The following is a 15,648-nucleotide window of genomic DNA, read 5'->3' on the forward strand; positions in this document are numbered from 1 at the left end:
TATTCGACATTTACTACTACTTGAACTTGACAACAACAATCAAGTAGACTCCGATTTTGGTTAGCATTAATCCACACCATAACAATACTCTTTCAGATAGTCTATGGCGCCATCTTCGCCAGCTTGAAACGCTTTAGTTAGGCAGCGGCACCCTTCGGTAATCTTTGATAGCTCAACCAGCGCGATCCCCTTATAGAACATGAGCTTAACATCTGCCGGATCGTTTTTTAAACCGCGTTCGAGATACTGCAATGCCAAAACATAAGCTTCCTCTTCGATACATATGCTGGCGGAATAGAGGTAAACTTCTTGCATTGACGGATTTTCCTTCAGCACGTCATCAAAAATCGTCAACGCGCTATCCGGCATGTTATCGTAGTAGTAGTTCATTCCCAAATATGCTGTCAACTCCGCCGATGGTTGTACCGACAAAAGCTTCATAATATCACGACGTGCTAAAGCGTAAGCTTCACTCTCCATCAAAATTTCGATGCGCCATTGAATGAAGTCAACGTTATCAGGATGATCTGATGTGAGCTGAGCGAGTTCTTTCAGCAACAGCTCACGGTTATCTTGCTCACGATAGATATACAGCCGCAGCATCAAAGCATGCTGTTCGTTATACTTGGTGAGATACTGATTTACATCGGTGAGCGCGCGATCAAAATTCCCAATACTGAAGTGACAGATTGCTCGGTTGTATAGCGCCAAGTAATCTTCTTCCGTTTGAAGTTTCGATTCTTTCACAACTTTGTTGAGCAGTTTTAATGCACCTTCATAATCCTGACGGTTCATCAAGGTATCAGCTTCGACCGTCCATGCTTGTATGCGATGACGATCCTGTGCCCACAAAAAAGAAGAACTGACCACCATTACGATGATCAGTCCTGCAATCTTTTCACTCATTTATTACTATTTACTGTAGCGTTTACGCTCGTTTTCTGTCAAGTAAATTTTTCTAAGGCGAATAGACTTCGGTGTTACCTCAACATATTCGTCAGACTGAATGTATTCCAATGCTTCTTCCAAAGAGAATTTAATTGGTGGAGCAATACGCATTTTCTCGTCAGCACCTGAAGCACGCATGTTGGTAAGTTTCTTTGTCTTCGTTACGTTGATCACAAGGTCGCCACTGCGGCTGTGTTCACCGATAACTTGTCCTTCGTAGATAGGTTCACCTGGATCGATGAAGAACTTACCACGATCTTGTAAGTTGTTCAAGCTGTAAGCAATTGCTTCACCTTGCTCCATTACGATCAATGATCCGTTGATACGTCCAGGGATTTCACCGCGGTACGGTTGATATTCTTTAAAGCGGTGTGTTACGATAGCCTCACCTGCCGTTACGTTCAAGAGATAGTTTCTAAGACCGATGATTCCACGTGAAGGAATTGTAAACTTCAAGATCATTCGATCACCTTTAGGCTCCATGTTCAACATTTCACCTTTGCGTTGCGACACGGTCTCAATAGCCTTACCTGCATCTGTTTCTGGAAGGTCGATTGTTAACTCTTCCACTGGCTCTGATTTCACACCATCGATATCTTTGAAGATAACTTGTGGCTGGCCGATTTGAAGTTCATAACCTTCTCGGCGCATCGTTTCGATCAATACCGATAAGTGGAGTACACCACGACCGAATACCATGAACGAATCCGCTGAGCCGGTATCACCTACACGTAATGCAAGGTTTTTCTCAAGCTCTTTATCAAGTCTTTCTTTGATGTGACGTGACGTTACGAACTTACCTTCTTTACCATAGAAAGGCGAGTTGTTGATGGTGAAGAGCATGCTCATCGTAGGCTCATCGATCGCAATAGATTTCATTGCTTCTGGTTTTTCTGGATCAGCAACAGTATCGCCGATTTCAAAACCTTCCAAACCTACTAACGCACAGATTTCACCTGCTTTTACTTCATCTACTTTCTGTTTTTCAAAGCCTTCAAATACATAAAGATCTTTGATTTTACTTTTTACGATCGCTTTTGAATCGCGTTTTACAAGAACGATGTTTTGTCCTGATTTGATAGAACCACGGTGAACGCGGCCGATCGCCACACGACCGATATAAGAAGAGTACTCCAATGAAGTGATCAACATTTGAGTAGAACCTTCAGCAATTTTCGGCGCTGGAATATGTTCGATAATACCGTCGAGCAATGGCGTAATGCTATCGGTAGGATTTTTCCAATCTGTGCTCATCCAGCCATTCTTTGCAGAGCCGTAGAATGTCGGAAAGTCAAGCTGATCTTCCGTAGCGTCGAGTTGGAACATGAGATCGAATACTTGCTCATGAACCTCGTCTGGCGTACAGTTTTTCTTGTCAACTTTATTTACAACCACAATTGGTTTCAAGCCAAGTTGAAGCGCTTTTTGAAGTACGAAGCGCGTTTGTGGCATCGGCCCTTCAAAGGCATCAACCAAAAGAAGACAGCCATCGGCCATGTTCAATACACGTTCTACTTCTCCCCCGAAGTCACTGTGACCCGGAGTGTCAATTACGTTGATCTTGTAGTCTTTATAGCGTACAGAAACGTTTTTCGCTAAGATGGTAATCCCGCGTTCGCGTTCCAGATCGTTGCTATCCATGATCAATTCGCCAGGGTTCTCATGGTCTTTGAAAAGTTTACCAGCCATGAGTAGTTTGTCAACCAGGGTAGTTTTTCCGTGGTCAACGTGCGCGATAATCGCGATGTTCCTGATCTTGTTAACGTCCATAAATCCTCAAAATCCTCGTTTTTTCTTCAATTGAGGCGCAAAGATACACTTTTAATCGGTTAATAACTATGTTGTTGCAATTGTCTCCAACCTTTTCCCGAGCGCGAGGGTCTAACAGTTCAAACGATTGAATTATGAGACCGCTGCTTAAACTTTTGATCTTCTCGTTTTCCGCTTTCTTTTTGGCCGGTTGCGATTGGTTTACGGATGATGACGACGACGATAAGGATATCGCTCCCCCACCGGCGGGTTATAGTCTCGGTAAAATTTACGATTACGATATGACGGAATGTGGCTGCTGCGGCGGTTATATGATCGAGATTAACAAAGCAAACTATAAATTCGATAACGAGGACGTCGCCGAACCTAATTCGCTCAATGTAATAGACATCAAATTTCCCGCTTACGTTTATGTAAAGTGGACTTTAAAAACCGGTGGCTGCTCGGAAAGAATACTGATCGACGACCTGCAAATGGCGACCATCCGTTAATGCAATCTCTTGCAGAACTATCCTTTTAGCCGAAGAAACGTACCCATTGGCAAATCTTTGCCTTGCTTCGATTTCAAAAAGAATTCACCGAATTCATGATCCTTGATATCAAAATGCGACTTGGCAACATTTAGTCCGACAACTGCCGACAGACCAACAGCATAGGTGCTAAGAATGAAGAAGTAATCCTTCTTCTCAAGCAGCGCACTGCTCATGGATATCAACTCATTCAATTGTTCTTGCAACGTCCACTTTTCTCCCTCCGGCCCACGTCCATAAGGCGGTGGATCCATCAGAATTCCATTGTATCGATTTCCGCGCTTCAATTCTCGCTTTACAAATTTGAACGCATCTTCATACACCCAACGAATATCTTTTAAGTTGTTGAGCTGCATATTTTGATTTGCCCAATTAATACCGGGTCTTGATGCGTCGCAATGAATAACATCTGCACCGGCACTGCGCGCAACTACCGATGCGGCGCCTGTGTAAGCAAACAGATTTAACACTTTGGGTTGCTTCGCCGACCAACTCTTAACGGTATCATAAATGAAATTCCAGTTGCTACCTTGTTCTGGAAAAATCCCCACATGACCAAACCCCGTTAATGCAAGCCGAAGCGTGAGTGTGAGATCGTTATATTGATAATTGACCTGCCAACTTTCAGGCATGTCTTTCCCTTTCGACCACCCCCCTTTCACATCATCCGTATATCTGAATTTATCGGTTTGCTCCCGTACAAATTTTGCATGCGCCATTTTCTTCCAATCAGCATCACTCAATGATTTTGGCCAGATGGCTTGAGGCTCCGGGCGGATTAGGGTATACTTTCCAAAGCGTTCAAGTTTTTCGAAGTCACCGGCGTCGATCAATTCATAATCTTTCCAGGACGAAGGATGGAGTAATTTCATTGGCGCAAAGCTAATAAAATGCAGTTAAATGAAATTGTTCCCCCAAGCTTCTGCTAGAAAAGCGTTTCAGCGAAAATGTCCGTGCAACTGTGCAGCGCGCTATGTAACTTCGCGTCATAACTGCGTTCATGCATCCAATCATTACAAGTCCACAGAATTCAAAGATCAAAAACATCGTTGCCCTCGAGAAAGCACGTGAACGAAAAGCTCAACAAGTATTCTTAATCGAAGGCCTGAAAGAACTTACGCTGGCTGTGGCGGGTGGATACACTTTGCAAAGCGTTTTCTTTTGTCCGGATATTATTGATGACAAGGCATTGCTGCGCATCGTTAAACATGAGCGACTTTTGATTCCCGTTGAACGCACTGTTTTTGAAAAAGTAGCCTACCGCGAAAGTACGGGTGGTATCATTGCAATTGCTACACAGAAGGAACACAAGCTTGCAGCCATCAAACTTAGTGCGAATCCATTGATTCTTATCCTTGAAGCGGTTGAAAAGCCCGGTAATCTGGGCGCGATGCTTCGTACCGCCGACGCTGCCGGTGTCGACGCCGTTATTATTTGCGACCCACAAACCGATTTTTATAATTCAAATGTTGTACGATCAAGTGTCGGATGCGTGTTTACAAAACAGGTGGCTGCTGCATCTTCGGAAGAAACTTTACAATGGCTTCGTACACAAAATGTAAGTGTATACACAACATATCTTCAGGCATCAAAGTCGTATCACGAGATAGATTTCCGAAAGCCCAGCGCCATTGTGATGGGAACGGAGTCAACAGGACTGTCGAGTTTCTGGGTCGAGAACACGGATGCGAACATCATTATACCGATGCAAGGTGAAATAGACTCGATGAATGTATCTACCGCCGCGGCTGTTGTGATCTTCGAAGCTTGCCGTCAGCGCGGGTTTTCTGTTGTAAGAAAGTAATCATTTTTCCGCAGAAATAAAACACGTTTTTCAACTTCACCCGCTACAAAAAACGCTAAATTCGTATCTCTTGGAGCCCATGATGGATCATCTTCCATTACCCGAAAAACATATGCAACGAGAAGACAAATTTCTCAATGCGCTAGCAGAAGCTTACCGACTGCAAGAGGCTATTATTGCCACTACTGAACTCGCGATCATCTCGACCGCTGTTGATGGAACGATCACAAGTTTCAATAAAGCTGCCGAAACGTTGCTGGGCTACACGGGCGAAGAAACAATCGGTAAACAGTCTTTGATCAATTTCCATGATGCGACGGAACTTGCGCTACGAGCCTCGGCGTTAAGCGATGAGCTCAGTTTTCCGGTGCAAATTGGCTTCGACGCAATTTCGATAAAATCACATTTGCAAAACGTCGCCGACCGTCGCGAGTGGACGTACATCAGAAAAAACGGCACACGATTTCCTGTTGTGGTTTCGATCACCGCATTGTGGGACGAGAAAGATAAACTTATCGGTTATGCCTCCATCGCTACCGATATTACCGCTCAAAAAGCGCAAGAACTTAAAGTCCGCGAATCACAAGAACATCTTCAGGCACTGGTGTCTTCGCTCGACGACATCGTATTTGAACTCGATGAAAATGCAAGGTTCACGCATATCTGGGTAAAAAGTGACGAGTACCTTTTCTTACCAAGAAATCAAATTTATGGCCGGACACTTACCGAAATGTTCGGCGAAGCTTTTGCGCGCCCTTTTGAAAAGGGATTTCAACAGGTATTGCAAACTGGAAAAACATTCAATCACGAATACAAAACGCTGGCCAATGACGAACGCTGGTTCAACGCCAAGTATTCGCTCATTTATGATCATGGATTACCCACCACGCGCGTGAGTGTGTGCATTCAAGATATCACTGCCCGAAAACAAGCCGAGATCTCTTTGAAAGAAAGTGAAGAACGCTTCAGACTTCTTGCTGAAAACATTTCAGGAACAATCTACTTATGCCGTAATGACGTTAACTATTCGATGTTATACCTGAACGACAACGCGGCAGTATTAACGGGATATCAAGCGAATGAATTTCTTTCCGGCAATATTCATTTCTCAGATCTCTTTCATGAAGGCGATCGCGAAAGAATTTTTAAGATTGTTGATGAAGCGCTCGAGAAGAAAGTAAGCTTTCATATTCTCTATCGGATTAATCACAAATCGGGAGTGATACGATGGGTGGAAGAAACAGGAATCGGCGTTTATAGTAGTGACGGTCTCCTTTTGATGATCGAAGGATATCTTACGGACGTGACGGAACGCATCCTCTCTGAAGAAGAGCTTCACCGTATTGCCGACGAAAACCACAGAATCTTTAATTACAGCATAGGTCTAAAAGCTGTCGCTAATTTTGAAGGTTATTTCATAAAACTTAACCCCGCTTGGGAAAGATTATTAGGCTGGTCTGTGAGAGAGCTTACATCGGCAAAATTTGCCGACTTCATCCATCCTGATGATTTACAAAGGACGTATGACACTTTCAAATACGTGCTTGATGGTAACGACATCTTGACGTTTGAAAACCGCTATCGCCATAAAGATGGATCATACCGATGGCTGATGTGGACCTCATCACCCGATAGAACGCGTGGATTGATTTATGCATCTGCGGTAGACATCACTGACCGAAAGAAATTTGAAGACGATCTTCTCCTCTCAAAAAAAGATCTTGAAGTCGCAGCGATGGAGCTTGAGGAACAGAATCGCCAGCTAGATGAATTCGCACACATCATCTCTCACAACTTACGATCACCCGCAGGTAACATTAAAGCTTTACTCGGATTTATCAACGACAAGAGCTCACTTGAAGACTACAAACTAATTTTTGAGAAAGTAAAAAACGTAGCTAACAACTTGAACGAAACGATGAACGAGTTGATGGAGATGTTGATGGTGAAGAAAAACACGGATATCGAACGCACTGAAATTCGTTTCAAAGACATCCTTGATAAAGTTGTCCAATCTCTTGAGGGCGATCTCATTCAGTGCGGCGCCACGTTAACGTTCGATTTTAATTCCGCTCCGAAAATCATCTATAGCAAAACATATCTTGAGAGTATATTTCAAAATCTGTTAAGTAACGGCATCAAGTATCGTTCTTCAGAACGCAAGCCACAGATTCACGTGAGTACTTCTATCATCGGCAATCGTATTGAGCTTCGCTTCGCAGACAATGGTCTCGGAATCGACTTGGAAAAATACGGCGCTAAACTCTTTGGGCTCCACAAAACGTTCCATGAAAACAAAGATGCACGTGGCGTTGGACTCTTCCTCACCAAGACACAAATCGAAACGATGGGTGGTAGTATCGGAGCTGAAAGTAAACCTGGCGAAGGCACTACATTTGTAATTCGGTTCTAGTCATTTAACGAAGCACAACCTAGTTCAAACCTAAAAAGCTAGAATGGTGAGCACATTATTATTGCTCACCACTCCATCGCTTGTAAGTTATCTTTCATTCGTCTCTTAATGCCTTCACGGGATTCGCCGACGCAGCCTTCAGTACATGGAATCCAATTGTCAACATTGTTATCGCAAGAGCAAGCAATGCCGATAAGATAAACGTAAGCCATTCATTTTCGAGAACAATACGATATTTGAAATTTTGAAGCCAGTCGTTGGTTACAAACCACGCAACAGGAAAGGCAATCAATGTTCCAATTCCAACCAACGCCACAAACTCACGCGATACGAGTACAACTAAGCTTCCTACACTAGCGCCCACTACTTTGCGTACACCGATTTCTTTGTAACGCTGCTCTGTGGTAAACGACGCCAGTCCAAGTAGCCCCAGACAGGCAATAATCACCGTCAATATTGAAAACGCCGTAAAAATCTGACTACGTTTTTCATCTGACTTATACTGCGAGTTAAAATCCTGATCGAGGAATTGATATTCGAATGGAAAATTAGGATGGACTTCGCGCCACGTCTTTTCAATAGATGCCAGCGCTTCCCGTACATCTGCACCGTCTTTCGTGCGAACGAAGACATAGTTGTTGCGTTTTTCCAAGATAATCATGAGGGGCTCGATAACGTTATACAACGAATTCTGATGATAATCTTTCACAACACCGACCACACGTTTCTCACGCTTCTCATCACCGCCGTCAAAAATAAATTTCTTACCGATCGGGTTGTCCCAGCTCATACGTGCTACCATCGCTTCATTCACGAGCACGGCATACGTCGTATCCGAAACAACGTCGCGTGAAAAATCGCGGCCTTCAACGACCTTCATACCGAGTGTTCTCACATAGTCATAGTCGGCGTTGTACAAATCCACACCGCGTTCCGAAACATGGCCTTCGTTGTCTTCCACCTGCAACAACAATTTTCCGATGTTTGACCCCGGATAGGTATTAGCCGCCCCCGAAGAAGAAACAAATGCATTTTGACGCATCCGTTCCGTAAGCACTGCCGATTGATTAATCTGTTCCTCACTGGTAAGTTGTATACGAATCACGCGCTCTTTCGTAAAGCCAAGATCCTTATTGCGCATGAATTGTAACTGATCAAACACAATCAACGTGCTGATGAGCATACAAATGGAAATTGAAAATTGTAATACGACCAATGCTTTCCTAAAAAGTGCACTTCCTCCTTTTGTTGCCAACTTGCCCTTTAAAACATTCACCGGATTAAAACCGGACAAGTAAAACGCGGGATAACTTCCACCGACAATACCAACAAACAAAACCACACCGATCAAGCTCAAAAACACGGTTGGCTCTAGAATGTAATTAATCGACAACGACTTATTTGAAAGTGTGTTGAACCCAGGCAAAAAGGCGTAGATCAGGATTAAGCTCACGATCAATGCCATCAATGACAACACCACCGACTCGGTAATAAACTGAGCTATGAGCTGCATGCGCTGCGATCCCATCACTTTCCGTATGCCAACCTCCTTGGCGCGATTAACAGAACGTGCGGTAGCCAAATTCATGTAGTTAATCGACGCCAGAATCAACATGAATATCGCGACAGCGCCAAAGATGTAAAGGTTACTAACATCGCCGCCTTCTTCTGCTTCATCTTGAATCTTTGAATACAAGTGAATGTCGGTGATCTTTTGCATCTCATATCTGATCTTGATCTTAAATTGCTCAAAGATCGGATCGACACGTTCTTTGATAATCTTATCCAGGCTCGACTGCATTTTGCTGATGTCATAATTCTCCGGCAGCATGATGTAGGTGAACACCCCGAAGTTCCCCCAACTTCCAACACGTTGTGGCCTGGTGTTCTCTGAAATTAATGCATCGAATCTAAAATGTGAATTGAGCGGAACATCCTTGATGATCGCGGTGACTTTAAAATTTTCTTTTCGCTCATTCACGAGCACCTGGTTAAACGCCTCAGCCGCCGATCCAAAATATTTCTTCGCGATGCTTTCCGTTAATACAATAGCAAATGCTTCATCCAAGGCAGTTGCGGGATCGCCTTGGATAAACTCATAACTAAACATATCAAACGCTGTCGAGTCGGCGAGAAAGAATTGATCTTCATAGAATTTATTGTCGCCATGATTATACAACTCCCGACCTGTTCCGAAAAAACGAACTGCGTTCTTTACCTCCGGATAATTATCGCGCAATTCTTCCGCTAATGGAATTTGCGCAACTGCCCACGTAAATTCGTTATCGGGCTCTTTGATATTCGAGATGATTCGGTAAATATTGTCACCGTTTTTATGATAACGATCAAAGCTCAACTCGTCTTTGATGTACATCAACAAAAACATGCTACAGGTTATGCCGATAGTAAGTCCTAGAATATTGATAAAACTGTAGGTCTTATCCTTCCGAATATTTCGGATGGCAATCTTAAAGAGATTTTTGAGCATAGTCGTCGGATTATGAATTTGAAGTAGCTACTTTCCGACGATTCTCAATCTCTAAAAGTTTTAAATGGTCAGGGATGAATGGTAGATGGCTTTATGCGAGGACGTTAACGTTGATTAACATTAGTACAGCAGTACAGCGATTCATCATTTACAAATCGCTGTCCACTTCCGCACAACATGCTATGCCGGTAATACTTCGCGCTTTCGCAAAACCGCTGCCGTAATCAGGGTGACGATCAGGCCTACCGGGAATATTTCCATCAGCGTGATTGGGAAGCGAATAAACACATTTTTATACTGATCCATTTGCGCGGCGAGCTCCGCGCGTTTGGCTTCGATCGCTTCCGATGACGCTCCTTCTTTCTCCAGCACATCGATTTGACAGCTCATCCAAAATTCATTGAAGGCATCGCCGAGGAAAGCGTAATATATTTCCCAACTTATTGCATATACCAGCGAGGCCACAACCGCGATAAGAATACCCACCTTAAATCCTTTACCAAAAGTGATCACACCATTAAGGTGGTTGTCGCGATAATTCTTAATACCGAAAAAGATCATGGAAAATGCAATGACCATGCTTGCATACCCGACGAACATGCCCTTTTCCGGTGGCATGAACCCGTTTTGTTGCATGGGTATGGAAATGCAAAACATGGCCACGCAAATCGCGCCGGCAATTGCGCCGTAGGTTAAAATAATTTTTCTCATGACAGATTTTTTGTTTGTGCCGAAATCACGCCTTATAGGTTCAAAAGTTAATCACCCGAAAGTATGATTCTGCGAAAATTCAATGCAATCGCACAAAAGTACTAGGGAAGAAGTCGCAAACTCTGCGCTTTTTCGATAGCCTGCGTGCGTCGCTTCACATCCAATTTCGAAAATAGGTTTGACGTATGTGTCTTCACGGTGTTCAATGACACAAAAAGCTTATTGGCAATCTCCTGGTTTGAAAGACCTTTAGCGATGAGTTCTAACACCTCGTATTCGCGTTTACTGATCGTCAATTGCGCGAGTAATCCTTCGTCTAACACGAACGAACGAACAGGTACCTCTACCACTACCGGTTTCTTTCGGGTGAGCTTGTAGCCCGCCCATACACCCAATGCCGTAAACATTACAGCGACGAGGCCAAGATAAAACTCCATCGAAAGATCCCGAACAAAGTATCTGTATTCCAAGAATTTCAAAATGAAGACAAGTGCAGCAAGGGCAAGTGAATAAAGGACGACGGTTCTACGCATGATCAAAGAAGCAGACTTCTGGCAAAGGTCGCAAATAAAATTATTTGCGCTTCCATTAAATGATGACGATCATGCCGCGAGCTGCCTACTTTCCACAGCGACAAGGTGTTTACAACCTGTAAGAGCCTGATGGCGTAGTCGTAAAGAAATAGTGGTGCGTTAAAACATTGACATTAGTTCCCAAGCGGCGTGTCGTGGAAAGATCGTATCCATCGTACAAATGAAAAGAGGCTGTCATGAACGGTGAAAGACAGCCTCTATTTCATATACTTACTGCTTTAGCATTTTCCCAGACGTTACGAATCCGTTTTGTTTAATGGCATAGACATAAAATCCGGAGGGTAAATTTTCAACATTCACCTCAAACTCATGTCGACCAATTTCTGCGAATGCGTTAAAGACCGTTCTCACAATACGTCCAGTGTTATCCATTACCACCACGTTGGTATTTCCCGACGCAGGAAGGCTAACACTAATTTTTGTTGTGCTTGTAAAAGGATTCGGGAATGCACTTGACGTCGGACCCGTTTCGATCGCAATTGCTTCACTCGGCACTGCAACACGCGCACCACTCGCTTGCGTAATGCGAATCCAATTGAAATTCCATCCGCCTGTTGAAGCAAAAACACCCACGTTATATGTACCCGCACTCAACGCCACCGTGTGTGATACCGTTGCCCAATTCTGCCAACCTCCCGTATTCGGAATGGACACTGTTCCGAGTTGAATCGCACCCGCATTTAAGTCCAGTGATAACACGCCTGTTGTGTTGGGAGATGCGACTCGGTATTCCACCAAATAATTTCCTGACGAAGGGATGCTGATATTGTTATACGCCATCCAGTCGCTATTATCGATCCAGCCTACATTTGTACCACCACCAGCATCTGTCGTTGTTTCTGTTTGCACGCCGAGCATGGTTGAATAATTCTCCGCCTGAATTGTTTGAGAGAACGACAATGAAGTACTTTGCACGCGCATTGAAGAGACGCGATCGTTCCAGCCTGCACCTACCAAACAAGATGAACTGGACGTCAACGTAAGTGCTGTACCTGTAAAATTATCATGTTCGTATAACACCACTTGATATCCTGATGAGACTTGAATGGAAGAGATGTCGTCATTTAAAATGCCTCTTGAAATCAGCTGACTTAACGTATAATCACCCAAAGGCAATCCAATGATGCTACCTGTATAATTACAGTCTTTGTGGACCATGGCAACGCGATTGCTAACATTCCCGCCACCAAACACATTGCGTATAGCCGAAGCGTATTGTGCCGTTGCCGATGAATTGTCTATATCATCGTATAGCCAAATGAATCCGCCCTTGCTAGCGCAATTATTTTTCCAAGTAGTAAGTTGACTTTGTACTTGGCTCGTCGTTTTCTCCTGACTCCACAAACCAGGATAGACAGGTATACTTCCAAAATTCCAGTTACAAGGATTGTTACCTGCGCCTCCGGCATAACATTGCAAATCGACACGGTCAACCGTACCGGGGCGCTGACTGTTGGTATTATTGGCAACATTAGTCCAATAAGATTGCGCGGTATAAGGAACAAGTGTGACCTTGAATCCTAAATTACCGAGCATGACGGCAAGTTGCGTGGATGTACTCACATCGTAGGTACTTTCATCATCAAACACAATGGCGTCTACAGCGGGGAACGTATTGCGTATGGCTTGAAAGTTTTTGTATAGCGTTGTAGTGGAGCCAGTACCCTGTGCGTTGATTAGGTTCTTGATGTTGGTAAACGTACCCGATCCCCAAGCACTTAGACAAAACTCAATTCGATTCACCGATGTGTTTCCCGATTTTAACGCCGTCATATCGCCAGCAAAGTTTGGATAGCTACTGTTTCCCACATAACTGCCATTCGTACACAATGGAAACTCGCCGTTGAAATTAAAGTTTCCGCTCGCATCAATATGGATGGTCCAGACAACAACGGTGGTGTATCCTGAGTTCTTTAACTCGTTGATGGAATAGCTCCGATTTTTGTAAATAGGACCACCACCATAAATGACCGATTGCCCCGATACAGAGATCGTTGCAACGAAAAGCAAGGTGGTAACGATTAATGCATACAGATTTTTACAAAGCGAACTATTCGCCATGTGATTAATGACTTTCATAAGTGTTTTGGTTAAGTGAATGATAAGTGGATATTATGCTGAGAATATCACTTACTGCGCAGATAAAAACAATCGGTCAAGCGAGATCGACCGGATTAATCGGATACATCAAAATTACATCTTGCGCGTTGAAGCGAACATACAACGAACTTAAAACCTTTTTAAAATGCGAAATCAATGAGGCAATTCCATAATACCATTCCCGTTAACTTCACCTCACGCTTGTGTATTTCGTATATTACCAGTTCCATTTTATAAATGCTGCGTTCAATCTTTACGCTCATTTAAATCTTACTTCCAATCATATAGAGAATAACCCCAGGTCCAGATTTTATCCTGTTAACTTCCCAATGATATTGTTCGCTCCCTTTAACATCGCGAACCAACGCTTTCATCTCCAACACTGAATACGTCCTCAAAGCCGAAACAATACCATCCCACAATACAAATAACGGAACAAGCGGAATGAGATAAGTAAACAAAATACGACCAACTTTGAACGGGCGTATCATTGGCGTCAGGAGGAAAACAGTGATTGGAGAAAATAACATAGCAACGATACTCGAAACGCCGCGCTCTTGTGCTTCAAAAATAGCGATAGGTGCTTGCGCGTCAACCGCATTCTGAAGAATACCTACTGCATCAACCTCCTTGAAGTGATGCAATGATAGGAACTGTGTTCGAAGTCCGACCAATGTTTTCGGCACATCCCGCGCATCTATTGGCGTACCGACAAATTGAAAATTTTGAGCTTTACCCTCCGTATGCTCGAACGCCGCAATATTGGGATACAAATCCGTCAAGATAATCTTCAAATCGGGAATAGACTTTTTCAATTCACTGTTGAGCCAAACAAGTCCGCCGCCTCCACCAGAACCGAGATCAACAATAGTTTGATGTCCGCTCGTGCGTAACGCTTCTACCAGCATCGGTACAACAGGCTTATACATCTTGGTGATATTGGCAAGGTACTGGAGAAAATCAGTCATGTAGTTTCGCAGAACATTCGGGAACCACGATTGATCTTCGAATTCAAATAGATGAAGACGCGACATAAATTACCAGTTAACGTTTGGTGATAAAGGACTTTGTTTTGTTCAATACAACTTAAGGAGGAATATTGACATATCTTAGTTCGTCCTATGGATAGTCATTCCAATTGTTTTCTGTTACGATGGTTGTATCCATGATCGTCTCTGTACCACGATAGCCGATTTCGAAGTATACGCCTTTTGATCTTATCGTATCACCGTTATCCAGGATAGCGGTTATCGAATAGGAATTCTCACCCAGATTTTGAAATACGAATCGTACTTCACCCTCATTTTTAAGATTATGACATTCCAACTTACCCATGCCGTGTTGAAGCTGAACTAACTTTGCCTCGTGACCAGATTCATTTTTTATGGTTACACGCGCCAAATCATTTGAGATCAATTCAGTCGATGTTGAGAATAATATCCATGTATAATATCCAACGAATACAACGAAAAATGAGAGTAAGAGTATAATATATAGTTTTCTCATAGCGTGATCACCACAGACTAAATATATTTAAATTATACTTTACAAAATGCTTTTCATTTGACGTAACTTTCCAAAAAAGCAAACCTATGCGCCTCCCAATACTACTTCTGACACTAGCCTTGCCGCTATTATCACAAGGACAGACCGCCGACGATATTGTTAAACGATATCTTGATAAGATTGATGGCTCTAAAAAATGGAAGGATGTAAAAAGTATGATCACCAAGGGCGAGTACGATTATGGCGGTATAGTTTTCCCTTTCACCACCTATGCAAAAGCTCCTAGCCAATATAAGTTTGTTGTTCCCTTCAATGGGAAATATTATGCGCAAGGGTATGACGGAAATTCTGGATGGAAAATCGACGCCTTCAAAAATGAAACAACACCGACGCTATTAAACGGATCACAAGCACGAGCAATGGCCAACGAAGCCGATGTTGAACTCGAGATTCCATTCATCAATTACAAAGCGAAAGGTCACCAAATTAAACTTGAAGGACGCGACACGCTTGACGGAAAACAGTTCTACATCATAACGCTTTTGAAATCTGGCGGAGAAAAAGAAACATATTATTTCCACAGCACAACCTACAGCCTGTATCTAAAAAAATCAATTGCCAAAAACATTGAACTTGAGAAGGCTTTATTGGATACATAGTAAGCCCCCGGCCAACTACGTCTTTAAATTTTGTGTGGCAGCAGGTCGTCAATATTATTGACACTTCTCTTTGGAAGCTCTTCAAGCACATGGGTGAGCCAGCGCATAGGCTCGATCCCGTTCACT

General features: G+C 43.3%; 14 protein-coding genes. 4 read left to right on the top strand and 10 right to left on the bottom strand.

Going from position 1 to position 15,648, the window contains the following annotated elements; translation table 11 throughout:
* Positions 1 to 66: 66 nt before the first annotated feature.
* Both DQQ10_RS09535 and typA read right to left on the bottom strand, forming a co-directional pair.
* Positions 67 to 906 carry a tetratricopeptide repeat protein gene (locus DQQ10_RS09535; protein WP_112746616.1) on the bottom strand — a complete coding sequence of 280 codons (840 nt, stop codon included), beginning with the start codon at positions 904 to 906 and terminating at the stop codon, positions 67 to 69.
* 6 nt (positions 907 to 912) lie between these two features.
* A complete protein-coding gene (typA, locus tag DQQ10_RS09540; protein WP_112746617.1) occupies positions 913 to 2,718 on the bottom strand; it encodes a translational GTPase TypA in 1,806 nt (601 codons plus the stop codon).
* A 134-nt stretch (positions 2,719 to 2,852) separates the two neighbouring features.
* Here typA and DQQ10_RS09545 point away from each other — a divergent pair, with 134 nt between their 5' ends.
* Positions 2,853 to 3,209 carry a hypothetical protein gene (locus DQQ10_RS09545; protein WP_112746618.1) on the top strand — a complete coding sequence of 119 codons (357 nt, stop codon included), beginning with the start codon at positions 2,853 to 2,855 and terminating at the stop codon, positions 3,207 to 3,209.
* A 17-nt stretch (positions 3,210 to 3,226) separates the two neighbouring features.
* On the opposite strand, the gene DQQ10_RS09550 is transcribed toward DQQ10_RS09545, so the two are convergent.
* Positions 3,227 to 4,120 (bottom strand): class I SAM-dependent methyltransferase, encoded by an 894-nt coding sequence (locus DQQ10_RS09550; RefSeq protein WP_112746619.1) that lies wholly within the window; start codon positions 4,118 to 4,120, stop codon positions 3,227 to 3,229.
* A 128-nt stretch (positions 4,121 to 4,248) separates the two neighbouring features.
* On the opposite strand from DQQ10_RS09550, the gene DQQ10_RS09555 reads away from it, so the two are divergent.
* Both DQQ10_RS09555 and DQQ10_RS09560 read left to right on the top strand, forming a co-directional pair.
* Entirely contained in the window at positions 4,249 to 5,052 is an 804-nt protein-coding gene (locus tag DQQ10_RS09555) for a TrmH family RNA methyltransferase (RefSeq protein WP_112746620.1), read from the top strand.
* 112 nt (positions 5,053 to 5,164) lie between these two features.
* Positions 5,165 to 7,465, top strand: coding sequence for a PAS domain-containing sensor histidine kinase (locus DQQ10_RS09560; protein ID WP_165823871.1), 2,301 nt, complete (start codon positions 5,165 to 5,167; stop codon positions 7,463 to 7,465).
* A 94-nt stretch (positions 7,466 to 7,559) separates the two neighbouring features.
* Here the strand turns inward: DQQ10_RS09560 and DQQ10_RS09565 are convergent, their stop codons facing one another.
* The 6 genes from DQQ10_RS09565 to DQQ10_RS09590 form a co-directional block, all read right to left on the bottom strand.
* On the bottom strand, positions 7,560 to 9,953 hold the full coding sequence (locus tag DQQ10_RS09565) for an ABC transporter permease (RefSeq protein WP_112746622.1): 2,394 nt from the start codon (positions 9,951 to 9,953) through the stop codon (positions 7,560 to 7,562).
* A 180-nt stretch (positions 9,954 to 10,133) separates the two neighbouring features.
* Positions 10,134 to 10,664 (bottom strand): DUF4199 domain-containing protein, encoded by a 531-nt coding sequence (locus DQQ10_RS09570; protein ID WP_112746623.1) that lies wholly within the window; start codon positions 10,662 to 10,664, stop codon positions 10,134 to 10,136.
* A 101-nt stretch (positions 10,665 to 10,765) separates the two neighbouring features.
* Entirely contained in the window at positions 10,766 to 11,197 is a 432-nt protein-coding gene (locus tag DQQ10_RS28345; protein ID WP_112746624.1) for a helix-turn-helix transcriptional regulator, read from the bottom strand.
* Positions 11,198 to 11,467: 270 nt separating this feature from the next.
* Positions 11,468 to 13,336 (bottom strand): carbohydrate-binding protein, encoded by a 1,869-nt coding sequence (locus DQQ10_RS09580; protein ID WP_112746625.1) that lies wholly within the window; start codon positions 13,334 to 13,336, stop codon positions 11,468 to 11,470.
* A gap of 284 nt (positions 13,337 to 13,620) precedes the next feature.
* Positions 13,621 to 14,391, bottom strand: coding sequence for a hypothetical protein (locus tag DQQ10_RS09585; RefSeq protein WP_112746626.1), 771 nt, complete (start codon positions 14,389 to 14,391; stop codon positions 13,621 to 13,623).
* Between the two features lie 85 nt (positions 14,392 to 14,476).
* On the bottom strand, positions 14,477 to 14,863 hold the full coding sequence (locus DQQ10_RS09590) for a hypothetical protein (RefSeq protein WP_112746627.1): 387 nt from the start codon (positions 14,861 to 14,863) through the stop codon (positions 14,477 to 14,479).
* A gap of 86 nt (positions 14,864 to 14,949) precedes the next feature.
* Here DQQ10_RS09590 and DQQ10_RS09595 point away from each other — a divergent pair, with 86 nt between their 5' ends.
* Positions 14,950 to 15,522 (top strand): hypothetical protein, encoded by a 573-nt coding sequence (locus DQQ10_RS09595; RefSeq protein ID WP_112746628.1) that lies wholly within the window; start codon positions 14,950 to 14,952, stop codon positions 15,520 to 15,522.
* Positions 15,523 to 15,545: 23 nt separating this feature from the next.
* On the opposite strand, the gene DQQ10_RS28395 is transcribed toward DQQ10_RS09595, so the two are convergent.
* The gene (locus DQQ10_RS28395; RefSeq protein ID WP_112746629.1) at positions 15,546 to 15,647 is read right to left on the bottom strand and encodes a transposase domain-containing protein; all 102 of its coding nucleotides are present in this window, start codon (positions 15,645 to 15,647) and stop codon (positions 15,546 to 15,548) included.
* Position 15,648: the final 1 nt, after the last annotated feature.

Origin of the sequence: Pseudochryseolinea flava (assembly GCF_003286915.1) — a bacterium.
GTDB classification, from domain to species: Bacteria; Bacteroidota; Bacteroidia; order Cytophagales; family Cyclobacteriaceae; genus Ohtaekwangia; species Ohtaekwangia flava.

Bases quoted from the DNA above. Each gene is read 5' to 3' on its own strand.
- typA (WP_112746617.1), bottom strand. From the start codon at position 2,718: ATGGACGTTAACAAGATCAGGAACATCGCGATTATCGCGCACGTTGAC.
- DQQ10_RS28345 (WP_112746624.1), bottom strand. From the start codon at position 11,197: ATGCGTAGAACCGTCGTCCTTTATTCACTTGCCCTTGCTGCACTTGTC.
- DQQ10_RS09595 (WP_112746628.1), top strand. From the start codon at position 14,950: ATGCGCCTCCCAATACTACTTCTGACACTAGCCTTGCCGCTATTATCA.
- DQQ10_RS09585 (WP_112746626.1), bottom strand. From the start codon at position 14,391: ATGTCGCGTCTTCATCTATTTGAATTCGAAGATCAATCGTGGTTCCCG.
- DQQ10_RS09565 (WP_112746622.1), bottom strand. From the start codon at position 9,953: ATGCTCAAAAATCTCTTTAAGATTGCCATCCGAAATATTCGGAAGGAT.
- DQQ10_RS09555 (WP_112746620.1), top strand. From the start codon at position 4,249: ATGCATCCAATCATTACAAGTCCACAGAATTCAAAGATCAAAAACATC.
- DQQ10_RS09580 (WP_112746625.1), bottom strand. From the start codon at position 13,336: ATGAAAGTCATTAATCACATGGCGAATAGTTCGCTTTGTAAAAATCTG.
- DQQ10_RS09590 (WP_112746627.1), bottom strand. From the start codon at position 14,863: ATGAGAAAACTATATATTATACTCTTACTCTCATTTTTCGTTGTATTC.
- DQQ10_RS09545 (WP_112746618.1), top strand. From the start codon at position 2,853: ATGAGACCGCTGCTTAAACTTTTGATCTTCTCGTTTTCCGCTTTCTTT.
- DQQ10_RS09560 (WP_165823871.1), top strand. From the start codon at position 5,165: ATGCAACGAGAAGACAAATTTCTCAATGCGCTAGCAGAAGCTTACCGA.
- DQQ10_RS09570 (WP_112746623.1), bottom strand. From the start codon at position 10,664: ATGAGAAAAATTATTTTAACCTACGGCGCAATTGCCGGCGCGATTTGC.
- DQQ10_RS09550 (WP_112746619.1), bottom strand. From the start codon at position 4,120: ATGAAATTACTCCATCCTTCGTCCTGGAAAGATTATGAATTGATCGAC.
- DQQ10_RS09535 (WP_112746616.1), bottom strand. From the start codon at position 906: ATGAGTGAAAAGATTGCAGGACTGATCATCGTAATGGTGGTCAGTTCT.